Genomic DNA, 25117 nt, shown 5'->3' with positions numbered 1-25117 from the left:
CATCCGGATGGATGCCTTCTTTTATATGACTGCTTCACGATAAACATAAAAGCTTATGTATTCCTTGGCTATATCGATTCATAATTGCGGGATTCTTTTTTTATATTTCGCGATGATCTTTTGATTGTGTTCATCTGCCCCTTCGATATTGCTGCTCAGGAATACGGGAGGGGTCTCCCCTGATTCAATGATCTTCTGGATGACTTGCGTGAAAATCATATTGAGGAGAACGGCCCCGATCACGGTCGATCCAGAACCAAAAGATATATTATTTGATTTCAGTAATGTGTCACCTTTGGCAATATGATTGTCTATGACCAAATCAACGACATCGTGAAGATAATGCTTCTGTTTATGCCGTGAAGGACAACTTTTTGCATACTCCGGTGATGTTAGTCCAATGACGAAGGCCCCTTTTTCCTTTGCGATAGTGGCGACATCTATGGGAACGGGATTTACGCCGGACGATGAAATGACGATACAGACATCACCAGGACGGATATCCTCATCATCCATGAATTTCTTTGACAGGTCATTTTGCCGTTCAAGTTGGGATGCCCTTGAAGCTCCCTTAAAAAGCATCAAATCTTCAACGAAAATAGGACGAATTGCGGCCAACCCACCTGCCCGGTAGAATACCTCTTCGGTCAAAATATGAGAGTGTCCGCTTCCGAATAGATGGATGATGCCATCCGACATTACCGCTTTTGAGATATGGTCCACGGATTCCTTAATTGATTGCTTTTCCTGTTCTCCCACAATTGTGAGTAAAGCCTGCACTTCTTCAAAGTATGAGTTCATATAGCGACACCCTCCGATTACCTTTGGCAATTAAAAGACTTTAGTGATTTAAAATATTCCATTTTATCTGCTTATAGTGATTGTGAACTTATACCTGTCCGCACGATATGCCGATTTAACATATTCAAGGGGAGTTCCATCCATTAGGAACGTATGCCTTTGAATGAATAATATGGGTGAGTGCTTTGGAATCGCTAAATGGGTGACTTCCAATTCAGAAGCAATCGATGATTCCAACGTTTGTGTAGCATAGTCTATTTTAAGTTTAACGTAATTCTCCACATATTGGTAAAGGGAGAGGTTAATGATCTCTTCCGTTAATCCTTTAATTAAATTGGCAGACATGTACACGGTCTCGAGAGCCATTGGAACATCATCAGCCAACCGAATGCGTTTTATTTCATAAACTGGAGCATAAAGGGAGATGTTCAATTCACTGGAAATCTTCTTATCAGCCGGAATGATTTCAAAGCTCAGCAGCTTACTGCTTGGATTTAATCCCCTGGCTTTCATGTCCTCGGTGAAGCTGGTCAGCCCATTGAGCTGCTGCTCCAATTTTTTATCGGCGACAAAGGTTCCCCTTCCTTTTTGACGGTATAAGTATCCGTCATTCACCAGATTATTTATGGCTTGCCGGACGGTCATCCGGCTAATTTGGAATTGCTCGGCATATTCACGTTCAGATGGAAGGGCATTGTGCGCTTGGAACTCACCGTTTTCAATTTGTCTTTTTATTTGTTCTTCGATTTGAAAATAAATCGGAAGAGGTGAGTTTTTATCAATCATCGACTTTCGCTCCTTTTAGGGTATTAACACTCCGGATAACGCTTTTTGGTCTGCGATAATTGTAACACTATTATGTTTTTTAAGGATAGATGCAGGAAATTCCTCGGAAATGTCACCGTGTATCAATTTCTTCAAGGTTTCGGCTTTTTCTTCACCAGATATCAGCAGCAGGATTTCTTTGCTTTTCATGATTGTTGAAATGCCCATCGTAACGGCATGTGTAGGAACTTCGTCTATGGAATCGAAATAACGTGCATTCGCTTGGCGCGTTGAATCTTCAAGTGTCACGACATGTGTACCCGATGTGAATGAAGTTCCAGGTTCATTAAAACCAATATGGCCATTTTGCCCAATGCCAAGAATCTGAAGATCGATCCCTCCTGCGGAATCAATCATTTCGTCATACCGTTTACATTCCCCGTTAGTATCATTTGCTGTGCCATTTGGCAGGTGAGTACGCTCTTTATTTATATTGATGTGAGTGAATAAGGAGTCATTCATATAATAATGGTAACTGTTTGGATCATTTGGTTTTAAGCCTATATACTCATCAAGATTAAAAGATGTTACATTTTCATAAGAAGTATGATTATTCACATGATCTTCAATCAAATTATCATACATTCCTTTTGGGGTACCGCCTGTAGCAAGACCCAATATGATATTTGGATTTCCTTTGACTTTTCCACTCACTATTTCTGCAGCTGTACGACTCATTTCCGTGTAGTCCTGCACTTGTATGATATTCATTATACATTCTCCTTTTCAAAAGCTAGATTCCCTCTGCAGAACGTCATTTCGACGTCCAAGCGTTCATTCAATATTACAAGATCAGCGTCTTTGCCGACCTGGATGCTTCCTTTTCTGTCAAAAATCCGAAGCTGTTTGGCAGGGTTTTCTGCCGTCATTTTTATAATGTCAGTCATGGAACAATCGGTATATTCCAATGTGTTCTTAATGGCATCGTTCATTTTCAATATACTGCCGGCCAGTGTCCCGTCTGAAAGCGTTGCTTTCGTTTCGTTCACATACACAGGCTGACCGCCTAAATCATAGGTTCCCTTTTCAAGCCATTTGGCACGAAGCGAGTCCGTTATCAAGATCATGCGATCACTTGTAATTTGGTTATACGCCAGCTTCACCATTTCCGGCCTGCAGTGAATGCCGTCAGCAATAAGTTCAACATATAGCTCATCTCGAAGATAAGCAGCTCCCAAAACGCCAGGTTCGCGATGATGGAGTCCCCGCATCCCGTTATAAAGATGTGTAACGTGGGTAGTCCCTGCCTGGATCGCTTCATCTATTTGGTCATATGTTGCATCTGAATGTCCAATGGAGGCGACGACGCCAGTTCCCCTTAAGTGGGCGGCTAGATCTAATCCATTTGGTTGTTCAGGAGCAAGCGTTACAAGCTTGATTTGATTTTCGGCCATTTCCTGCCACTTTTTAAATAGAGTGACATCTGGATCAATGATATAATCCTCAGGCTGTGCTCCTTTACGGGCTGGTGAAATGAAAGGACCTTCTAAATGGATCCCGACTATTTCAGCGTGTTCTTTCGTTTGATTTTCGATATATTTACCAGCATTAAGAAGGGCTGATTCAATGGCTTCGGTAGATTGGGTCATTGTAGTGGCCAGAAAGCTTGTGGTTCCTTCTTTGGGAAGAGTTTCCGCCATTGTGGATAATGCTTTATCTGTGGCATCCATTGCATCGGAATTGGATGCCCCGTGAATATGAATGTCGATGGCACCGGGAATTACCTGATAATCCGGTGAAAGAGTAATTACCTTGGCATCATCTTCCTGTTTGTATTGGCTGACTGGACCAACCTCGGCAATTTTTCCATCCACGACTTTAATATACCCATTTTTGTATGTTTCCTTTTCGCCATGAACTATTAGATTATTAATAATGAATGTTTTCATACATAATCTCCTTTATGAAAGTAAAACTTAATGAATGAGTCATGAAATGGTCTCATATATTTTGCCCTCATTTTATCGCTTTTATTAAAAGTTGTCTAGACCAGTTGAGAGGTATAAGGAATAAATAAAGATATTATTGCTTTATTTTCGAAGAATATAGTATATTTTCAAGAAAATTGGTATAGACATCTATATATTTTCTGTGCTAGTATAATCCAAAGAAAAGTTATTATATTGATAAAATGAAAACGCTTTATACGTCTTTTCGTTCTGCTGAATTAAAAGAAGTTAGGAACAAGGGAGATGAGTTCGATGTTAAATTTTTTACAAAAGATTGGGAAGGCTTTAATGTTACCGATTGCTGTTTTGCCGGCAGCGGCTTTATTGCTTCGTTTAGGGCAACCGGATTTGCTTGATATTCCATTTATGGCCGCCTCGGGAAAGGCAATTTTTGATAACCTTGCCATATTGTTCGCTTTAGGTATAGCAATTGGATTATCCAAAGATGGAAGCGGTGCTGCGGCATTAGCTGGTCTTGTTGGTTACTTTGTTTTAACGAATGGTACACAAGCGATTAATAAAGATATCAACATGGCTGTATTAGGCGGTATTATATCAGGTATAGTTGCAGCCCTTCTATATAATAGATATTCCGACATAAAACTCCCTGAATGGCTTGGATTCTTTTCAGGGAAACGATTCGTCCCGATCATCACTTCGCTGGCGATGATTATACTTGCGGGAATATTCGGTTTTGTTTGGCCGCCGATTCAAGATGTAATCAATAGTGTCGGAGACTGGATTACAGGTGCAGGGGCATTGGGTGCCGGCGTATTCGGCGTATTGAATCGCTTATTGCTTCCAGTAGGATTGCATCATGTCTTGAATAGCATGGTTTGGTTCGTTTTTGGTGAATACAATGGAGCGACAGGTGATATAAATCGTTTCTTCGCAGGGGACCCGACTGCTGGGCCATTCATGACCGGTTTTTTCCCGATTATGATGTTCGGACTTCCAGCCGCAGCATTTGCGATGATTGCAGCTGCTAAAAAAGAGAAACGTAAATTGGTGACGGGGATGCTTGTTGGGTTAGCTTTCACTTCTTTCTTAACAGGAATCACTGAACCTATTGAATTTTTGTTCATGTTCATAGCACCGGTGTTATATGTAATACATGCCCTTTTAACCGGGGTCTCCCTGGCACTGGCTGTTATATTGGATATCCATCATGGGTTTGGATTCTCTGCAGGGGCCATTGATTATTTCTTGAACTTTGGTATAGCGCAAAAACCGCTATGGTTAATACCGATTGGCTTGGTATACGCGGCAGTTTACTTCGTGATTTTCTATTTTGTCATCAAGGTCATGGATTTAAAAACACCTGGCCGTGAAGACGATGAGGAAGTTGTGGAAGAAGAAACAATTGTGAAAACAGGGGATAAATATACCGATATGGGATCGCTGTTCATTCAAGATCTTGGCGGTAAAGAGAATATAATGCTAATTGATAACTGTGCAACGCGCTTGCGTTTACAAGTGGCCGATTCAGGTAATGTGAATGAAGCAGCCTTAAAAAGGCATGGTGCGCGCGGTGTCATGAAGTTGAATAAATCGAGTGTGCAGGTCATTGTTGGAACGAATGTTGAATTCGTTGCAAATGCAATGAAACAACTTGTCAAGAATGGCGTCGACCCAAGCAAAGTGAAAACAAGTCCAGCTGCACAAGTGGCAGAGGATAAAATGGAAGAAAACCAAGCTTTGGGTGCAAATGACTTTGTCCTTCCAATTGAAGGAACCGTTTTACCGATCGAACAAGTTCCGGATCAAGTGTTTGCCATGAAAATGATGGGGGATGGCTTTGCTATCGAGCCAGTCAACGGAAAACTAGTATCCCCAATCGATGGGGAAGTTCTAAGTATCTTCCCGACAAATCATGCACTCGGATTGAAAATGGATAATGGATTGGAAATTCTGATCCATGTTGGCTTGGATACAGTTAAATTAAATGGCGAAGGGTTTACACCTCTTGTGCAAGAAGGTCAAAGAATAACAAAAGGAACACCTCTTTTGGAAATTGATTTAGATTTCATAAAACGGAATGCACCATCAACGGTCACTCCTATTATATTCACTAACTTACCAGAAGGAACGGCAGTGAAGTTGCAAAAGTCAGGGATCCAGAAACAAAATACACCAGATATCATCCAGTTGGAAAAACTATAAAATGTATCAAAAAAGGGGTGTCGATATGTCGACACCCCTTTTTTGAATTGAATGAAATGCCAGATAAATGGTCGTGGATTTAAAAGTTATAACAAAAATGCTAAATGCTTTCCCAGACTTGTAAAGGGACAACAGCCTACAAAAATATGAATCAAAAGAATGTGGATAATGCGGGAAGTGCAAACCAAGAAAGGCAAATAGCAAGTATTGTTCTTTGGATTGCAGCAACAAGCGGAGGAAAAACCGTAAAGGAACATATCGTATTGACTAGGATGGGAATGTCCATCCTTTAATTTCCTGCATTCAATTCTTTGTCTAGCGGCCATTTATGATAAAAAAAAAGCCTGTCCCAATTGGAAACAGGCTCTAAATATTATATTAGGTCTTAAGACTCAGCGGAAAAAAGTATTAAGCATTCGAGCATATGCCGGTTAATTCTGAAGCATCGACGATACGCTGAACTTCAGATCCCTCAAGTGTCTCTTTTTTCAATAACTCTTCAACGAGCTCTTCATATTGTAGGCGATTCGAGTCAATCAACATTTCCGTTTCAGAAATCGCTTTAGTGAACAGTTCCTGCATCTTTTGCTCCTTCTCCCCTTTATTAAAGGTGAGGGTGAATCCATCTTGAAGCATTCCGGTATCGACCATTTGTTCAAGCAGGTGTTTCGCCTGTTGTACATCTCCGCCTACACCGATGCTATGTTCTCCTAAATACATTCTTTCCGCCACGCCACCTGCTACGATCATTTTGACTTGATCAAGCAATTCACTGGCTGTTGCCAGGTGGAGTTCTTTTGGTATTGGCGCTACATATCCAAGGGCTTCCCCACGCGGAATGATGGTCGCCTTTCGAACGGAACCGGGCTTTGTCAAAGCTGCAATAAGGGCATGTCCACTTTCATGAATGGCCACGCGCCGCTTCGTATCCGCATCATTCAGGGTACGTGATGTCGCTCCAAGTATCGTACGGTCAATGGCGTAATCAAGGTCCTGCTTACGGATCATGTCCTGTTCATTCCTCAGGGCATGACGTGAGGCAGTATCGAACAGGGAGCTTAAGTCAGCTCCGGAGAAACCGGAAGTACTTTCAGCCAACTCATCCAGGGAAGCCAGGACATCTGTCGCTAGACGCTTACCCTTCGTATGGATATCGATGATTTCCTTTCTTCCTTGTGTATCTGGAAGGGGAACTTGGAAAGAAAAATCGATCCTGCCCGGACGTAGAAATGCGTCATCGAGCATATCTTTCCGGTTGGTCGCTGCAATGAATAAAATGCCTTCATTTGGATGGCCTCCATCCAATTGCACAAGCAGTTCAGTTAACGTTTTTTCGCCTTCTTCCCCGCCATGAGCTTTCCTTTTACCAGCCAAAGCGTCCACTTCATCGATGAAAATGACAGCTGGCGATTGCTTACGTGCATTTTGGAAGAGGCTCCGGACACGGGCTGCACCTACTCCAACAAACATTTCATTGAAGGCTGAACCGCTCGTTGAGAAGAAGTTTGCACCAAGCTCTTTTGCAATTGCCTGTGCAAGCAACGTTTTCCCCGTTCCAGGGGGACCATATAATAAAATGCCTTGAGGCGGCTTAATTCCAATTTTAGCTGATCGTTCAGGTTCCTTCAGTGTAGTGAGTGTCTGTAGGATTTCCTGTTTGATTTCGGATTGCAAACCGCCTACATCATCCAAAGTTATCTCTGGCAAGGGCTTTGGTGTGGAAAGGCTTTGTTTTTTACTGCCGATCCTCAATCCGTTCTTTGATTTTTTCTGTATTATGACACCGGTTGTGACGAGAGCCGCCATCAATCCGCTTAAAATCCATAATGCTGATTTATTAGTTGATGAAAAAGAATATTGAACATTATAAGTTTCGACAAGTTTATTGATCATTTGACTGTTCGGAGGAATATTGGAAACATATTCTCCATCTGGCGTGGAGATGTGAAGAGTGCCATTTCTTTTTTCTTCAATGGTGACAAGGGCTCCATTTTGGGCTTTAATCGTCTTTTCTACCGAAGAAAAGGGAATGACCATATCCTTTGACTGAGTAACAACATACCAACTGACTCCAGCAATTATCACAATGAGAGCCGTAAGGAACGGCAGCAATTTCGAAACTAATTTAGAGTTCGAGTTCAATTTTTCATCTCCTTTATGAGTATATATCCAGTATAAAATTTTTAAACATGTAATCTATAGGTCTTTATACCTTAAATTAAAGGTAAATAATGTGAAATGCAAGAAATAATATTTATTATGGAAGTTTAAAGTGTCCGGAATTTAGAAATATTTAATCTAACCAGCATATTAGACTTTTTAAAAGCGAAATGCTAAAGTGAAATGGTCTAAGTCATGAAAAAATAAAATGGTAGAAGAGTGTGAAGTTCTATGAGTAAATTTATAAAAGACTATATGATCACAATGAAGGATATCGTTAGAGAAGGGGATCCCATCCTGCGTCAGGTAACGGATGAAGTTAGCCTGCCGATTTCGGATGAAGATCGTGAAACGTTGGAATGCATGATGCAATACCTGAAAAATAGTCAGGATCCAAAACTCCAAAAGAAGTTCAACTTGCGTGAAGGGGTTGGGTTGTCTGCAAATCAGATAGGCTTGAATAAACGCATGTTCGTCATGTATTTTCCCGACGAAAAGGGGAAGCTGTTTGAATATGCGCTTGTGAATCCGAAAATCATCAGTCATTCGGCCACAATGATCTATTTACCGCAAAGTGAAGGCTGCCTCTCTGTCGACCGTGATATTAAAGGATATGTACCGCGTTATGAACGGGTTAAAATTAAAGCGGTGGATGGCAATGGTAAGGAAATAGAGATGCGGCTGAAGGGTTTTGCTGCAATCGTTTTTCAACATGAGTTAGATCATTTAAACGGGATGATGTTTTATGACCGGATCAACACCGAAAATCCTTTCAAGCTTCCGGAAAACGTGGAAGTGAAAAGTCTGTAAGGCCAAAAAAGGCAAAGCGCCATGCTTTGCCTTTTTACCGTTTTATGGCTGAGGAAGGATATCCTCTTCCATATGCTTTTGCAAAACACTGAATATGGCCATGCTCATTTGCTGGTACAGGCGGATGCCATCATCGCTAAATGGCGACCCACGTCGCCGGAGGATTTAATATAGGAATGGACATCGATCAAAGACACCTTTCATTCCGCTGCAAGGTGCTTCAATAGTAGTAGAATGGTTTTTTGGACAAAAAAGCGCTGCAAGTGCAGCGCTTTTTGTTTATTGTATTGATTCCTTTTTTGAAGGTGTTTCCACTCTTGTTTTTCCCATGAAGAACACCGTGACTGCAGCAAGACCGATCGGAATGAGGGCCAAGGTGAATATCAATGAAATCGAATCGGACATCGCATGGACGATTTTATCCAGGATAAAGTCCGGAATCTCGGCACGTGCATCCGATTGGAAGAGCTCACGTGGGTCATCCATCAATCCGGCTGTATCCGGGCCTCCTTGCGTTCCTTTAAACGCATCCGTCATTTTACTTGTGAATACATTGGTCTGAATCGCTCCATAAATCGTTACACCGAGTGTCATCCCAAAGGAACGGAGGAATGAGTTTGTGGAGTTGGCCGACCCCCTGAATCTAGGTTCCAAGTTGTGAATGGACGCAATAGGCAAAAGGGAGAAGGAAAAGCCCATGCCAAACCCAGTCAGAATCATGTACATGGTTAATAAAGTCCTGCTGGTATCAGGGGTGATGGTCCCTAATAGAAGCATTCCTGCAAAATAACAGATGACGGAAATCGTCATTAAGTTGCGGAAGCTTGTTTTTGTATTGAATATCCCGCCAACTGCACTGCCGAATACAGAACCAAGCATCATGGGAGTTAGGATCAATCCTGCATTTGTTGCGGAACCACCGTAGACTGCCTGCACGAAAATCGGGATATAGACGGTTAAAATAATGAATGTACCGCCATAAAGAATGGCTAAAATCTGAGAAGTGGCAAATAATCGCCTTTTAAACAGCCATAATGAAATGATTGGATCTTTGGCTCTTTTTTCGAAAAAGAAAAATGAAACGAAGAAAACCACAAAACTGGCAAAAAGACCTATGATAGGAGAGGAACTCCAGCCATACTCCCCGCCCAGTTCGAGAGCGAACATTAAGCTGATAACGGCAATGACGAGAGTAGCTGCGCCACCCCAATCAATTTTTTGCTCTTGGGTGTTGGGTGACTCCTTGTAATAATTCCAGATGAAAAATAAAGAAATGACCCCAATCGGAACATTGACGTAGAAAATCCAGTGCCAGCTGGAGTATTCAGTAATATAAGCACCTAAAAGCGGTCCCAATACACTTGAAGCCCCAAATACAGCGCCGAAAAGGCCAGTTAATTTCCCGCGTTTTTCAGGTGGGAAAATATCAAAAATGATTGTAAATGCTATAGGCATCAAAGCGCCTCCGCCTATCCCCTGGATTGCACGGAAGATACTTAACTGCACGATGCTCTGAGCCATGCCGCATAATGCGGAACCGACCAAAAAGACTATAAGTCCAAAAATAAAAAAACGCTTTCTTCCATACATGTCGGAAAGCTTACCGAAAATCGGCATACTTGCCATCGTGGCGACCATATAGGCAGACGTCACCCATACAAACTTATCGAACCCGCCTAAATCAGAAACGATCGTTCCCATTGCAGTCGCAACAATCGTATTATCCATTGCTGACATCAAGATACCCAAAAGTAAACCGGCAACAATGAATTTTTGTTTTTTTTGAACGTTCATTTATTTTCCTCCTTCATATCAACCAGCTAATGAATTTCCTTTACATGGTTGAAGGGTAAACGTTAAGATGAAACAATATAATTATCTTGAAAATCAAGATAAATTTAAGTGTAAAAGGGGTGGCATTTTATGTCAAGCGATAATGGGGTGAATGCAGCTCTGTTAGAGAGTTTAACACACAGATTGCAGCGGTATGGTATGAGGTCCGTTTTATTTCAACAAAACATGGCCCAGAAAATAGGGGTGTCACATACGGACTTGAAGAGTGCTGAAATATTGAATGAAACAGGACCGATTACTGCAGGTGAATTATCCAAAATTACAGGATTGAGCACGGGATCGGTTACGGCACTGATCAATCGTCTAGAGAAATCCGGTTATGTTAAAAGAGAACGAGATCAATTGGATGGAAGAAGGGTGATGATTGTGCCGATACCGGAAAGACAGGAACAGATTAAATTACACTATCAATCGCTTTCTGCGGACACCAAGAAGTTATGCTCCGCTTATAATGAGCAAGAGCTAATATTGATCAATGAATTTGTGGAGGATATCACCAAAATCATGGAAAAAGAAAATGACAAGTTAATGAGTGAGCGTGAAAGGTAGCTGATATATAAGCTGCCTTTTTTATTTTTAGCCAGAGGGTGGCTTATCATACGAAAGGAAAAGGGATAGAGCTGAATATTTAGGAAGAGATGCACAATGTCATGTTTCCATTAAAATATATATTGATAATGAATTTCATTATCTGCTAATATGAATCTACAAATCATTTCAAAGGGAGAATACAATTATGAAGAAAGCAAAGACGTCATTAGCAGTCTTACTATCAACCAGTCTATTATTTGGCTGTGCGCAGGAAAAGGAAGGGACTGAACCGGCAGATGATAAGGCCAAAGAAGTGAGTGCGAGTAAGCTTGATGGTGTATCTAGCGAGTACAGGGAATATGCCATTGGTGAAATAGAAGAGTTCGTAAACGCAACGGAAGAATTCACTGCGGCCGTATCTGCCGGTGATATTGAAAAGGCGAAGGAATTATACGCACCAGCACGGATGCATTATGAGAGAGCGGAACCCATCGCAGAAGTTTTTGGCGATCTTGATCCCAAAATTGATGCGCGTGAAGGGGATGTCAAGGATGAAGAATGGGGCGGTTACCATAGGATTGAAATGGGATTATGGAAAGAAAATACAACGAAAGGATATGAAAAGTATGCAGAGCAATTAATGAGTGATGTTAATTTGCTTCGTGCCAAAGTTGAAACGGTTGAGGTAACACCCGATTTGTTAATCACGGGTGCGGTGGATTTATTGAATGAAGTTTCCACGAGTAAAGTGACAGGAGAAGAGGATCGATACTCCCATACCGATTTATATGATTTCGTGGCAAATGTTGAAGGTGCAGAGAAGATCTATGATCTGCTTACTCCAGCTCTAAAAGAAAAGGATGCGAAGCTTGCTGCGGAAATCAAACAACGTTTTGATGATGTATACGGATTGCTTGAAAAGCATAAAGAAGGGAATGGCTACATCTCATATACGGATTTAAAGGAATCTGAAGTCAAAGAGTTAAGTCAAGCAATTGATGCATTAGCTGAACCACTTTCGCAAATAGGGATTGTAACGGAGGAATCTTAATTGAAAGAACATACGCCGAAAGATGAAACCGGACTTTTTACAAAAAAGGTAAGTCGTCGAAATATGTTGAAAACAGCAGGGGTCGGTGGAATCGGAGTCGTGATTGGGGCATCCGGGTTCGGCGGGCTGCTGACGCTTTCTGAACAAAAGGCAAAGGGACAAACTAAGGATATTATCCCTTTTTATGGAGCGCACCAAGCTGGTATCACCACTGAAGCGCAAGATAACCTTTACTTCGCATCATTGGAAGTAACCACAGATAAAAGGTCCGACTTAATCCAGTTATTTAAGGATTGGACAGAGGCTGCGGCTCAGATGACAGCGGGGAAATTGATTGGTGAAGCATCACTTAATACGAATATGCCCCCAAAGGATACGGGTGAAGCGAAAGAATTATCACCTTCCAATTTAACGATCACTTTTGGAGTCGGTCCGACCCTGTTTTCGAAGGATGGTAAAGATCGGTTTGGTTTGAAATCAAAAAGGCCTGCTGAATTAAAGGACCTGCCCCAATTCCCTTTAGATGCTTTAGAAGAAGAATGGAGCGGTGGGGATATTTGCATTCAAGCATGTGCAGATGATCTTCAAGTGGCATTTCATGCCGTCAGGAACTTAGTGAGGATCGGCAGAGGAAAAACGATCATTCATTGGGCACAAACAGGTTTTCAACGGACGAAGCAAGCCGATTCAAAAAAAACGACACCGCGGAACTTATTCGGGTTTAAGGATGGCACGGTCAATCCGGATACGAATGATGATAATGAAATGAATGAGCATGTTTGGGTGAAAGGTGAGGACGGTCCTGACTGGCTTGTTGGAGGCAGTTATATGGTGGTGCGCCGAATCCAGATGTACATTGAAGTTTGGGACCGGACAATATTGAAAGAACAAGAAAACACATTTGGCCGTCATCGCGACAGTGGAGCTCCCCTAGGAATGAAGAATGAGTTCGATACCGTGGATCTCGAAGCTAAAGACCAAAATGGAAATCGTATCATTCCAGAAGATTCGCATATGAGTCTCTCCAGGGGGGACGGAAAAGCAAAGATATTGCGGCGGCCCTATTCATATGCAGATGGCATGGATCCTAAAACGGGGAGCTTCAATGCCGGGTTGCTATTCATTTGTTTCCAGCGAAACCCAAGTAAACAATTCATACCCATACAAGAGCGACTGGCGAAAAATGATAAGCTCAACGAATATATCGTTCATAAAGGCAGTGCCATTTTCGCTTGTTTACCAGGTGTGAAAAAGGGTGGATATATCGGGGATTCCCTTTTTGGATAAGTATAATTTCAAATGAGGACGTAAAAATCGCCAGCATGGATATTATCCGGTTGGCGATTTTAGTTCATGAATAAGGAGGTACCACTATGACCGGTTCTAGATGGAAGAGTGGGATATTGGTTTTAGTCGTCAGTCTATTATTTCTTTCGACTGATATAAAGGTGGTTTCGGCGGGTGAAAACCATGATCAGCTTTTTGTTTATATTGGCGATAGTCTAATGAAGGTGAAATCCGGGGACCTTGAGGAAGTATCGAAAAATATCGATTTATTCGAGAAAGAATGGAAAACGATAAAAACGGACAGCGAGAGTGCGAAGAAAGTCGACGAGCAGCTATCCGCGGTAAAAAATGCTGTGAGGGACCAAGCCTCCACAGATGAAATCAAGAAGCGATTATCGGCATTATCAAGTAACCTTGTTATTTATGATACCAACGAAAACCCCGTTGATAAGACGGACTTTGAAGAGCGGTTAGAAGCGATACTCCCTTTAATAGATGAGTTGGAAGCTTCGATAACTGAAGGTGACTTCGATCAAGCTAAAGTACAATATACCAATCTCCTGAATCAATGGACCGATGCAGAGGTCATTGTCAGGGAGAAAAGTGTTGCTGCATATGGTGAGTTTGAAACGAAAATGGCCTTTGTGCGGATAGCAATTACTCAAGACCCGCCGGATTCGGATAAGGCCCAGAAAAATCTAACTGAATTGAAGGGTCTAATCGAGGATTTCCTTGCGGGGAAAGTTGAAGAAGGAAGCCAGAAGAACACCTATTCACTTGGGGATGTAACAGAACTTTTACAAGGAAGTGCAACGGATATTGAAAAGAATGACATCGATTCTGCCGTTGATAAGCTAAATGAAATCTTAACAATTTGGCCCAATGTAGAAGGGGAGGTCTCCACAAGGGACAGCAAGCTTTACAGTGATATGGAAACGAAAGTCCCGACCGCAATCAGCCTATTAGAATCGAAAAATGTAAAGGCGGAGGAAGCGAAGGGAATCGTATCCGATTTAAACACAAGGTTACTCCCTTTAATTGATGATACGGGTTATACAACATGGGATGCCGCCCTGATCCTTTTAAGGGAAGGGTTGGAAGCACTCTTGATTGTAGCTACATTATTGTCTTTCCTTAAGAAAATCGGGCAAGCGGACAAACAAAAATGGATTTGGACAGGAGTTGGTGCGGGCTTAGTTGCCAGTTCCATATTGGCGGTCATAATCAATATCGTTTTCTCTCAGATCACGGCTGCTTCAAGCCGGGAATATATTGAGGGAATCACTGGGATAATTGCAGTATTGATGATGTTGACAATTGGTCTTTGGCTTCATGGTAAATCGAATATCCATGCATGGAACCGTTATATCAGCAAGCAAATGAACCAAGCCATTGCGACGGGTAGCATCATCTCTTTCGCCTTAATCAGCTTTCTATCGATATTCCGTGAAGGTGCCGAAACGATTATCTTTTATGCTGGAATGGCTCCATATATGGAATTAAAGCAGCTGCTGAGCGGGATTTTCCTTGCCTTCCTCATTTTAGCGGTAATTGGTTTCGTCATGCTGCGGTACAGTGTGAAATTACCGATGACCCTATTCTTTAAAGTGGCGACGATACTCATATATGCCTTGGCTTTCAAGATTCTTGGAGTCTCCATCCACTCACTTCAGGTTTCTCAAGTGATACAGACGAATACGATCAGCTCCTTCCCATTTGTAGAGGCGATAGGTCTTTATCCGACAATGGAAACGCTGGTGCCGCAAGGTTTATTATTATTACTGATTGCATTGGCCGCCATTTGGGTCAAAAAGAGTAATTCCTTACGTGCAATCGATTAATAAAATGGGACTGACGAATGTCAGTCCCATTTTGTGTGTGGGATTAGCGAATAGATCGCCGATAGGAATATTGTTTCCATTGATAAAGGATGAAGCAGCCGATGCAGAATCCAAGAATGGCTATAAGAGAAGCCATACCGACCATCAAGGTGAATATATAACCGGTAACATTCCACCCCAGCAAGAAAAAAGTGAATCCAAGTCCTAAGCAAACGACTGCTATGGCCTGGTTGAATTGTTGCTGTGAATAATCTTCAGGTATATAATCGGAGGGTTTCCTTTTCAGAAAGAGCTTGGCGAGACGCATCACTGGGTTGAAATTAAAGAGAAGACCCGAAAGTCCTGCAGTTAAAGGAATCACTAATATCCATATTTGTCCCGTTAATAAGGCGGTGGCTACGCTCAACAAAATGACCCATTGATTCGTTCTTACTAAGGGGCGGGGAATGGAACGGATTTCATTCGACATACTAATACCAACCTTCCTTATGTGTTTTGTGCTATTTTTACTTTATTATATTCACTTGTGAAATGAAAAGCTAATAAAACCAAATAACCTCACCTTATTTATAATTATTTTAATTTAGTATTGATTATCATTATGAAAGTAGTATAATATTTATAACAAGCAAGTAAAGTAAGGAGGACAGTATAAATGGTAGCAAAAGTTTGTGAAACATGCGGAACACCCATAAAAAAGCTAAAGCATTCTTCCCTATGCCAATGCGGTCCTAAGATATTGATCAATCAAATCTCAGTTAAAACAAAAAAATAAATCCGCGGATTAAATGATAAAATTAAACCGATTATTCAATTAATCGGTTTTTGTTTTTCCTATGGAGGGTAAATATAGGGTAATAAATATTTTTCATTTCAATGAAAATCATGTACGATTATGGAATAAAACGTCATGGAGGGAAAGACATACTTTAAAACCATCACGTGACGGTTAGGAGGGGTTATGTTGGGAACGAGACTTTAAAAATTGGCGAGTTGGCGGATATGGCGAACGTTACGAAACGAACCGTGGATTACTATACGAACCTAGGTTTGCTTAAAGCAGAACGTTCCGCCTCTAATTACCGTTATTATTCAGTCGGTGAACTTGAAAGGCTCCGCCGTATCGAAGGATTCAAAAGAGAAAACCTTTCATTGGAAGAAATTAAAGATATCCTTAAAAAGGAAATGGAAGCCGCATCAGCAATTGAGGAAAAAGGCCTTCAACTCAAGAATAAAATGGATGGCCTGAACGAGGAACTTCAGGAATTCATCAGCTTGATTGAAAAGGACGGAAAAAGTGAGCTTCTTCTAAAAAAACAGGTATCCCGTGAAAGCATGGCCTTGATCCAATCATTACTATTGTTGCTGGTATGATTAAAATTTATCTCTATAGTTTTATGAACGAAGGTGCATATTAACGAATATAGGCTAAATGGTTTTGGTTCATGTTATAAGGCAAAAATCGCATTTTGAAACGAAAATAACCATTTATACAGGAGGTGCTCGGGATTAAGCCGTACATGTTAATCTGAAGGTCTGAAGGATTGGCACTATATGGCGAACCCGCACATATTGGAGATTTTTATAAAATTATTAGCAGTAGCTGTATTAATAGCATTAACCGCATTTTTCGTTGCATCGGAATTTGCAATCGTGAAAGTCAGAAGTTCCCGAATCAATCAATTGATTGAAGAGGGGCATAGAAATGCCCTCGCAGCCAAGAAAGTGACATCGCATATCGATGAGTACTTATCTGCCTGTCAATTGGGGATTACAGTAACCGCGTTAGGTTTAGGGGTGTTGGGTGAACCGACAGTCGAGGCGATCTTAAAACCGTTGTTCACTAAATGGGGATTAGAAGAATCCATAAGTCACATCATCTCGTTCCTGATCGCGTTCGGTTCCGTAACATTCCTTCATGTTGTAGTCGGTGAATTGGCACCAAAAACGGTTGCGATTCAAAAGGCAGAAGAGGTAACCTTGCTTTTTTCAAAGCCGTTAATTCTCTTCTACCGCATTTTATACCCATTCATTTGGTTACTGAATGGTTCTGCGCGTCTTCTGACAGGCATTTTTGGATTAAAGCCAGCATCTGAGTCAGAAATGGCCCATTCCGAGGAAGAGTTGCGCATCATTTTATCGGAAAGCTATAAAAGCGGTGAGATCAACCAATCGGAATACAAATATGTAAATCAGATATTTGAATTTGATGAGCGTATTGCCAATGAAATCATGGTTCCGCGTACGGAAATGACCGTTATCGAAAAAGGCACGCCATTATTGGAAGTTGTTGAACTTATTCAAGAAGAACAATACACAAGGTATCCGGTCATAGACGGTGATAAGGATAATGTCGTAGGAATGGTCAATATCAAGCGACTTTATACGGCGACGATTACAGAAGATAATGTAACAGATTTGACGGTGGATTCCTTTGTGACACCCATCATCCGTGTTCTTGAAACGATCGCCATTCATGATTTGCTGTTGAAAATGCAGAAGGAACGGATTCATATGGCAGTTTTGACTGATGAATATGGCGGAACGGCCGGTCTTGTTACGGTTGAAGACATCCTTGAAGAAATCGTTGGGGAAATCCGGGATGAATTTGACCAGGATGAACGTCCGCTCATTCAAAAGATAGATGAAGGGCATTATGTATTTGACGCTAAAACATTGGTTGAAGATGTCAATGATACCCTTGCGATCGATTTGCCTGAGGAAGATATCGATACATTGGGAGGATGGTTCCTGACAGGCAGATTTGAGATTGCTGTCGGTGATAAAATCGAATACGCCGGTTATGAATTTACTGTAAAGGAAATGGACGGCCACCACATTTTATATGTTGAAGTGAAGAAGATTAAATAAACAGGATCGCTAAAAGAGCCGAAAGTGGAAACTTTCGGCTTTTATTAATGCTCCTGTTTCGAACAATGACAATCATAACAATGGTTAAAGCAGGCTGTTACTTAATTGGAAAAGGAATTCCTGAAAAAATACACTGTAGGTAACCTTTTTGGCATGGAAAATGTTAAAATTGACTTTGAGCAATGAATCTATCTATATCATTTTAAAGTGTCAAGGAATAAAAGTAATACTAATGATAGTATTAAGATTTATTTTGCAATGCCGTTTATTTTTGGCTGGTATAAATAAGTATCGAAGGTGGGCGGGAAAATGGGTTTTAAGAAGAAGCAAATGTTGGGATTTGGTTTAATCTTGCTTTTCTTGGCTATTTTACTTTCTTTCATGATGGTTATGCTTAACAACTTAAAGAGCAGCATGACTGAAATAGTTGAAAATCGCTATGAAAAAGTTCAAGATTCCATGGAAATCCGTCAGCTTTTTTCCAGGTCGGACCGTGAGATCCTGTTTGCAGCTAATGATGCAAACAAAGAAGAAAGAGCAGACAGCCTCGAAATCATCAATGAGAATCATAATTTGATTGAATCAAAAATTGCGGGGTTATCAGGTACGTTAAATAAGGCGAAAGCAAAGCAATTATTGAAAGAGTTCGAGACTCAGTATGCTTCCTACTCCATAACGGAGGCTGAGATCATCCGAAAGATAAAGTCGGGAAACTCTTCGGATGTATCAAGCCTGATGGATGACCAAAGGGAAAAACGAACGAAAGTCATCAGTACGATGGACGACTTTAAAGATTACCAAGAAGGCGTCATGAAAGATACATTAAGTAATTCGAAACAAACCTATGAAGATATGATCGGTTTCGTAATCTTCGCGGTCATCCTCAGCATTTTGGTTATTTCCGTAACGGTGGTTTGGATGATTCGCAGCACTTCGAAAGATCTTCAATCGATAACGAATGTCATCAAAAATATCGATTTTAAAAATTTATCGGTCATACCGAGAATTCCGGTTCGGGCTACTGATGAAATTGGTGATATAGCGAAATCGTTCAATGATATGGCTGAATCGCTGGAAGACTATAATCGAAAAGAGAAAGATTTCACCGAAAAGATCAGTGAACAGAACTGGATCCAGACCCGTGTAGCAGATATAGCTACCATGTATCAGCGCATTGTTGATGTGGAAGTTCTGGCTGACCGGTTCATTACAAGACTTGCACCGATGATGGGGGCTTCAATTGGAGCTTTTTACGTCAAACGGGGTGAGGGTGTTGATATGCGTTTTGTGAAGCTTGCCAGCTTTGCAGGAGATGGCGAAGATTCGGGCAGGCGTGAATTCCGTCTTGGCGAAGGGTTGATCGGTCAATGCGCCCTTGAAAAGAAATCCAAAGTCATTGACGATATCCCTGAAGGTTTTCAATTGGTTACGACAGGATTGGGGGAAGTCAACCCGAAAAGCATTGTCATTGCGCCAGTCGTTTTTGAGGATGAAGTTGTGGCGATGGTTGAACTGGCAAGTTTGGAGACTTTTACGAAGTTGCAGAAATCTTTCCTGAACCAGGTTCTTGATACTCTGGGCATCACGATTAATAATGTAGAGGGCCGGATGGAAATAGAGCGTTTATTGAAAGAATCACAAGCACAGACCGAAGAGTTACAGGCTCAATCGGAAGAATTGCAGTCACAGTCAGAGGAAATGCAAGCCCAATCGGAGGAACTGCAAACACAGGCTGAAGAGTTGAGAATGATCAATGAACAATTAGAAGAGAGAAATCGTGAAACTGAAGAAAAATCGAAAGAGCTTCAAGTCGCAAAACAAAATCTTGAAAAACAGGCCGAAGAATTAAAGTTAAGTTCAAAATACAAATCGGAGTTCATGGCAAATATGTCCCATGAATTGCGGACACCGCTCAATAGTATCCTGATTTTATCTGAAATGCTTTCAGATCCAAATGATAGTAAATTAAATGAAGAGCAACAGGAATTCGCTCGTGTCATTAATTCATCGGGCCAAGACTTATTAACGTTGATCAATGACATTTTGGATTTATCGAAAGTTGAAGTCGGAAAGCTTGAAGTGGTCTTTGATGAAATGAATTTGAGTGAGCTTCCTGAGCTATTGCACCGTAACTTCGATCATGTTGCTAAGAAAAAGAACATTGACTTTATAATAGAAAAAAGTAAAAACGTTCCGGATATTTTCTTTACGGATGAACAGCGATTTCAGCAAATTTTGAAAAACCTGTTATCCAATGCATTTAAATTCACGGAAAAAGGTTCCGTGTCCGTCCGAATCCAAAAAGCCGATGAAGAAAATGTCGCACAATGGATACAGACAAAAGGAGCTAGCAATTGGGTTGAAATTAAGGTGACGGATACGGGTATCGGAATATCAAAAGATAAGCAAAAACTTATCTTTGAAGCATTCCAGCAAGGTGACGGAGCTACGATGAGAAAATATGGCGGTACGGGCCTAGGACTATCGATTTGCCGGGAGTTTGCCAAACTTCTGGGAGGCTGGGTCATTGTGGATAGTGAAGAAGGGCAAGGCAGTACCTTCACCTTCTTTATTCCAAGCATGCCAGAGGGCTTCAAAAATGTCGGCGAAGCAATAGCTGCTTCTCCGGAAGTTGCAGCAGCTAACCACGATGATTCTACCGTGCCTTTTGGCGGCCAAGGAGAATCGGGTGTAGTTATAACGGATGAAGAAGATATGGCTAAGGTCAAACCATTCTGCAATAAGACAGTACTCGTCGTCGATGATGATCACCGTAATATATTTGCTTTGAAAAACGCGCTGAAGCATGAGGGAATGGAAATCCTTACAGCTGAAAACGGCTATGAATGTTTGGAACTCCTTGAAAAAGGAAACGATATAGATGTTATATTGATGGATATCATGATGCCGGGCATGGACGGTTACGAAACGATGACAAGAATTCGGGAGCAAAGTAAATTCGAGGATCTTCCAATCATCGCGCTAACTGCGAAAGCGATGAAAGGCGATAGGGAAAAATGCCTGAAGGCCGGCGCTTCCGATTATGTCAGCAAGCCATTGAAATTGGATCAGCTGCTATCCGTCCTAAGAGTATGGCTGACTAATTGATTGATAGTACGAACGGGTAAGGAAGGTTTTGCATGAAGGATACTTTAACGATTGAAGAAAGAGAAGATTTGGAAATCGAATTATTATTAGAGGCCATTTATTCCGTTTCTGGCTTTGACTTTCGCAAATATATGCGTTCTTCAATAAAAAGAAGAGTTGAAAATAGAATGAGACTGGACCGTATTCGCAGGATTAGCGGAATGATAGAAATGGTTTTATATGAAAAAGGGTATGTCGAAAAGCTTTTGAAAGATTTTTCAATAAATGTCACTGAAATGTTTCGCGATCCGGAGTTCTTTAAAGCCTTTCGTTTAAATATCGTACCGCTCCTCAAAAAACTTCCTGAAATCAGAATTTGGCATGCGGGTTGTTCGACCGGTGAAGAAGCCTTTTCCATGGCAATCATCCTCAAGGAAGAAGGACTTTATGATAAGGCGAGGATTTATGCCACTGATATGAATGATGAGGTCCTCCGGCATGCGGAAAAAGGGATATTACCTTTAAATAGAATGCAGTCTTATACGAAAAACTACTTGCAAGCTGGAGGTAACCAGGAATTTTCGGAGTATTATACAACCGATTATCAAAATGCCTATCTTGATTCAGGTCTCCTTAAAAACATTGTGTTTTTCCAGCATAATTTAGTTACTGATGGTTCGTTCAATGAGTTTCATATCATCATGTGCCGGAATGTGATGATTTACTTTACCGGTGAATTACAGACCTATGTTAATCAGTTGTTTTATGACAGTCTTTGTAAAGACGGCTTCCTTGCGGTGGGCAGCAAGGAAACGCTTCATACATCATCCTTTTCGGAAGATTATGAGGACTTTGACTCAAAGGAACGAATTTATCGGAAATTATAAAAAGAAAGAGTCCGCATTTAAGTGGGCTCTTTCTTTTTGATTTAGTACATTATTTTTCACTTTTTTTGCATATCTATGTTTAAGATATTGGAAGAAGGGGTATATATAATGAGTTGGTCTCCATGTAAAATCGCTGCCATGGTTTATCATTATTAAATGAGACTGAACTTCGTTATAATATAATAGAAAAATCCCTTTATTGGGAGTTTTGTAAAGTACAGTTCCATAAAAAAAGATAAAAGTTGCCGCTCGATATAAGCCAAAAGGGGAATGAAAGAATGACGATTTTAATCGTAGATGATAACCAGGTTAACCTTTTCGTTATAGAGAAAATTCTAAAACGAGCTGGCTATACGGACTTTCTATCATTAACTTCAGCTGTTGAGATGTTTGAATATTTACAGGTGGATAGTCCGCAACCTAAAGAGACTTCAGTTGATATCATTCTTCTTGATATCATGATGCCGGAGATAGATGGGATAGAGGCGTGCAGGAGACTTCAAAGTATTCCTCACCTTAGAGATATACCCGTCATTTTTGTGACCGCCCTTGAAGATTCAAACAAGGTGGCCGAGGCACTTGATGTTGGTGGAATTGATTATATAATGAAGCCCATCAATAAAATAGATTTACTTGCGAGGATTCGCGTCGGATTAAGACTTAAATATGAAAAAGATTGGCATAAAATGCAGGATGAAAAAATCCGCAATGAATTGGATCTTTCCATGCAGGTTCAAAGCAGCTTATTAAGTGAACCCATTATAAATGACCACTTAACTATAAGGGCATCATACTTACCTGCGAATAAATTAGCAGGGGATATGTACTATTGGCACCGCATCGATGAAAATCGGTATGGAATCATCCTCTTGGATATGATGGGACATGGCATATCCGCCTCGCTTGTATGCATGTTCATTTCCTCCGTATTGAGGGATGCCATCAGGACACATTCGGACCCAGTGGCAGTAATAAACGAAATGAATCGTTGGATGAGTACCCTTAATAAAAAAGATAATCAAGTGCATTATTATTTTACCGCGATTTATATGATCATTGATACAGAGCAAAAGACGGTGGAATATGTGAATGCCGGACATCCTCCAGGATTTGCTTTAATGGACGATGGAAAAGTGGCCCCGCTTTCAAAAGGGACATGTCCTGTCGGGTTCTTCACCGAAATGAATATTGAGAAATCCGTCATTCATTATGAAGAAAAGATTCAGCTTATGCTCTTTACGGATGGAGTCATGGAAGCACTGGATCGAGACGGGACGGAAGGACTCGACCAAATAAAAGAAGCGGTCTCGACGAGATGGTTCGATTGTAAAGAAACTCCCCCTATCGACTTATTGATGTCACCGGAAATGCAGCAAGATCAACCTGATGATATGTGTGTTGTTGTTATTCAAGCGAATTGAAGAAGGAAGAGGCGGCAGATTATCTGCCGCCTCTTTTCTATAAATGGGGGGTCACTTTTATGAAAATGAGACTGTTCGTTAAGAGGGAGATTCCTCTATTCGGTTATTTGCAATTAACGGTCATTTTTCAATTTACTAATGCCGTCTTGGAGATTGCCTTTTAATTTATCTACTTTACCTTCTGCTTGTAAGTGAGGATCATTTTTCGCGTTTCCGACTTGGTCTTTCGTTTCACCTTTAACTTTATTAACAGCACCTTTTACTTTGTCCGATAAACCGCTCATTATGTTACCTCCTTTTTCTTTATATGCTATATATACCCGTGAAGTATAGGGGGTAAACCTTATTTATATGGAGATAGGAGTTTAAGAAGCGATGATTGCTCTTTTGCTTAACCTTTGAATGAACTGATATGACTGATCAATGATATGGTCTTTGTCATGATCTAATGAGGCCACATGATATGAATTTTCAAGGGGAGCCATCTCCTTATCACCGGACATGACAGTATCGTAAATCTGATAGGAACACGAATCTGGTACAACGTGATCTTCTGGAGAATGGAAGATAAGTATCGGGCACGAAACGTCTACTAGTTTTTGGCTGGTATGTTCCATTATATCTAGCAATTGATTAATCGCTTTTGCCGGAACTTGGTCATATGTGATTTCTTTAGTTGCCTCGTCTTTTATATCAGGCTTGCCTTCAGGAATGAAGCGCGGAACCGATTGGTTGCGGTATTTTTCATATTCAGGAACTTGGAGAGCGGCATTGATGGTGAGAATTCCATCACAAGCCACTTTTGTAGCTAAATCGAGAACAAGAGCGCCTCCCATTGATTGTCCGATGGCGAATACATGGGTGCAGGTTTGTTTTAATTTTGCATAAGCCGTTTCAACATCTTGTATCCATTCCTGATAATGGCTCGTTTCCATTTCATATTCATCCGTGCCGTGGCCTGCCAGTCGAGGAGCGAAGACAGTAAAGCCTCTGGCGGCGAATTTTTCACCTAAATACCTTACGCTTTGTGGTGTTCCATTAAAACCATGGCAAATAAGAATGCCGATAGAATTGCCGGGTAAGAAAAAAGATTCCGCACCTGGTATTACCATTGCTGCTGTCATATTACCATCTCCTTTAAATTAGCTAAGTTTTATTGGTAGAAAGTTCATAAATAAAATTAACTATTCCGATTATTTTACTTGGTTATATAATAACATAATGAAAATTGTGAAGTCAACTTGGTTATTTCCGAATTTCATTAATTAAGAAGGGGTAAAAAAGATATAGACCCATTCCATGTATCGTTGCCATTCTTTCTACTTTATAAGTATTGTCTTGTAATTGTTGAGAAGCTAAGAGCCGTTGCAAGATATAAATATTAAAAATGGCGAAAAAAGCGTTGACTTTAAAGTGAAATGGGCTTAATATAAATAAGCACCAACTAAGACAAACGAAAAAATTCATCACTTTCGGCAAATTGTAGAAAAAATAACTGTTGACTTCTTACTATGAAAATGATAAGATGAAATGGTCGCTGAAAAACACAGCGATTTAAAATAAGTTAAAAACTTCGCAG

Annotated in this window: 21 protein-coding genes; 12 read left to right on the top strand and 9 right to left on the bottom strand. The window is 40.8% G+C overall.

The features are described from left to right. Nucleotides 1-78 precede the first annotated feature (78 nt). The 4 genes from ACQKNS_RS25725 to nagA all read right to left on the bottom strand — a co-directional run bounded on the left by ACQKNS_RS25725 (nt 79) and on the right by nagA (nt 3515). Complete coding sequence (locus tag ACQKNS_RS25725; protein WP_427646060.1) at nt 79-801, bottom strand: SIS domain-containing protein; 723 nt, start codon at nt 799-801, stop codon at nt 79-81. A 63-nt stretch (nt 802-864) separates the two neighbouring features. Then, nucleotides 865-1587, bottom strand: a complete 723-nt coding sequence (locus tag ACQKNS_RS25720) for a GntR family transcriptional regulator (RefSeq protein ID WP_427646059.1) — start codon at nt 1585-1587, stop codon at nt 865-867. Between the two features lie 15 nt (nt 1588-1602). Then, nucleotides 1603-2337, bottom strand: a complete 735-nt coding sequence (gene nagB / locus ACQKNS_RS25715; RefSeq protein ID WP_427646058.1) for a glucosamine-6-phosphate deaminase — start codon at nt 2335-2337, stop codon at nt 1603-1605. Beyond that, nucleotides 2337-3515, bottom strand: a complete 1179-nt coding sequence (gene nagA / locus ACQKNS_RS25710) for an N-acetylglucosamine-6-phosphate deacetylase (RefSeq protein ID WP_427646057.1) — start codon at nt 3513-3515, stop codon at nt 2337-2339. Before nagA ends, nagB begins: the two co-directional genes overlap by 1 nt. A gap of 312 nt (nt 3516-3827) precedes the next feature. On the opposite strand from nagA, the gene nagE reads away from it, so the two are divergent. Together nagE and ACQKNS_RS25700 are read left to right on the top strand one after the other, a co-directional pair. Continuing rightward, a complete protein-coding gene (gene nagE / locus ACQKNS_RS25705; protein ID WP_427646056.1) occupies nt 3828-5738 on the top strand; it encodes an N-acetylglucosamine-specific PTS transporter subunit IIBC in 1911 nt (636 codons plus the stop codon). 146 nt (nt 5739-5884) lie between these two features. After that, entirely contained in the window at nt 5885-6031 is a 147-nt protein-coding gene (locus ACQKNS_RS25700) for a hypothetical protein (protein WP_427646055.1), read from the top strand. A 115-nt stretch (nt 6032-6146) separates the two neighbouring features. Here the strand turns inward: ACQKNS_RS25700 and ACQKNS_RS25695 are convergent, their stop codons facing one another. Next, entirely contained in the window at nt 6147-7880 is a 1734-nt protein-coding gene (locus tag ACQKNS_RS25695) for an AAA family ATPase (protein WP_427646054.1), read from the bottom strand. A 249-nt stretch (nt 7881-8129) separates the two neighbouring features. Between ACQKNS_RS25695 and def the strand changes: the two genes are divergently transcribed. Beyond that, a complete protein-coding gene (gene def, locus ACQKNS_RS25690; protein WP_427646053.1) occupies nt 8130-8708 on the top strand; it encodes a peptide deformylase in 579 nt (192 codons plus the stop codon). Between the two features lie 279 nt (nt 8709-8987). Here the strand turns inward: def and ACQKNS_RS25685 are convergent, their stop codons facing one another. Then, nucleotides 8988-10502, bottom strand: a complete 1515-nt coding sequence (locus ACQKNS_RS25685; RefSeq protein WP_427646052.1) for an MDR family MFS transporter — start codon at nt 10500-10502, stop codon at nt 8988-8990. 129 nt (nt 10503-10631) lie between these two features. On the opposite strand from ACQKNS_RS25685, the gene ACQKNS_RS25680 reads away from it, so the two are divergent. From ACQKNS_RS25680 to ACQKNS_RS25665, 4 genes are all read left to right on the top strand, one after another. After that, entirely contained in the window at nt 10632-11111 is a 480-nt protein-coding gene (locus tag ACQKNS_RS25680) for a MarR family winged helix-turn-helix transcriptional regulator (RefSeq protein WP_427646051.1), read from the top strand. Between the two features lie 187 nt (nt 11112-11298). Next, nucleotides 11299-12144, top strand: coding sequence for an iron uptake system protein EfeO (efeO, locus tag ACQKNS_RS25675; protein ID WP_427646050.1), 846 nt, complete (start codon nt 11299-11301; stop codon nt 12142-12144). After that, a complete protein-coding gene (gene efeB, locus ACQKNS_RS25670; protein WP_427646049.1) occupies nt 12145-13431 on the top strand; it encodes an iron uptake transporter deferrochelatase/peroxidase subunit in 1287 nt (428 codons plus the stop codon). It abuts the gene before it with no gap. An 86-nt stretch (nt 13432-13517) separates the two neighbouring features. Beyond that, nucleotides 13518-15272, top strand: coding sequence for an FTR1 family protein (locus ACQKNS_RS25665; RefSeq protein ID WP_427646048.1), 1755 nt, complete (start codon nt 13518-13520; stop codon nt 15270-15272). 43 nt (nt 15273-15315) lie between these two features. Here ACQKNS_RS25665 and ACQKNS_RS25660 read toward each other — a convergent pair whose 3' ends face one another. Further along, nucleotides 15316-15741, bottom strand: a complete 426-nt coding sequence (locus tag ACQKNS_RS25660; protein WP_427646047.1) for a DUF4395 domain-containing protein — start codon at nt 15739-15741, stop codon at nt 15316-15318. A 473-nt stretch (nt 15742-16214) separates the two neighbouring features. Here ACQKNS_RS25660 and ACQKNS_RS25655 point away from each other — a divergent pair, with 473 nt between their 5' ends. From ACQKNS_RS25655 to ACQKNS_RS25635, 5 genes are all read left to right on the top strand, one after another. Beyond that, on the top strand, nt 16215-16646 hold the full coding sequence (locus ACQKNS_RS25655; RefSeq protein ID WP_427646046.1) for a MerR family transcriptional regulator: 432 nt from the start codon (nt 16215-16217) through the stop codon (nt 16644-16646). 180 nt (nt 16647-16826) lie between these two features. Beyond that, nucleotides 16827-18143, top strand: coding sequence for a hemolysin family protein (locus ACQKNS_RS25650; RefSeq protein WP_427646045.1), 1317 nt, complete (start codon nt 16827-16829; stop codon nt 18141-18143). 309 nt (nt 18144-18452) lie between these two features. Next, entirely contained in the window at nt 18453-21251 is a 2799-nt protein-coding gene (locus ACQKNS_RS25645) for a response regulator (protein WP_427646044.1), read from the top strand. A gap of 32 nt (nt 21252-21283) precedes the next feature. Continuing rightward, nucleotides 21284-22117, top strand: coding sequence for a CheR family methyltransferase (locus ACQKNS_RS25640; protein WP_427646043.1), 834 nt, complete (start codon nt 21284-21286; stop codon nt 22115-22117). Nucleotides 22118-22395: 278 nt separating this feature from the next. Beyond that, on the top strand, nt 22396-23538 hold the full coding sequence (locus ACQKNS_RS25635) for a PP2C family protein-serine/threonine phosphatase (protein WP_427646042.1): 1143 nt from the start codon (nt 22396-22398) through the stop codon (nt 23536-23538). A 113-nt stretch (nt 23539-23651) separates the two neighbouring features. On the opposite strand, the gene ACQKNS_RS25630 is transcribed toward ACQKNS_RS25635, so the two are convergent. After that, the gene (locus tag ACQKNS_RS25630) at nt 23652-23822 is read right to left on the bottom strand and encodes a CsbD family protein (protein WP_427646041.1); all 171 of its coding nucleotides are present in this window, start codon (nt 23820-23822) and stop codon (nt 23652-23654) included. Nucleotides 23823-23903: 81 nt separating this feature from the next. Continuing rightward, complete coding sequence (locus ACQKNS_RS25625) at nt 23904-24662, bottom strand: alpha/beta hydrolase (RefSeq protein ID WP_427646040.1); 759 nt, start codon at nt 24660-24662, stop codon at nt 23904-23906. Between the last annotated feature and the right edge of the window lie 455 nt (nt 24663-25117).

This window comes from Peribacillus sp. NPDC094092, from assembly GCF_050279365.1.
Classification (GTDB): Bacteria; Bacillota; Bacilli; order Bacillales; family DSM-1321; genus Peribacillus.
The sequence above is the reverse complement of the archived record's forward strand: the minus strand, read 5'-3'. Positions and strand labels throughout refer to the sequence as shown.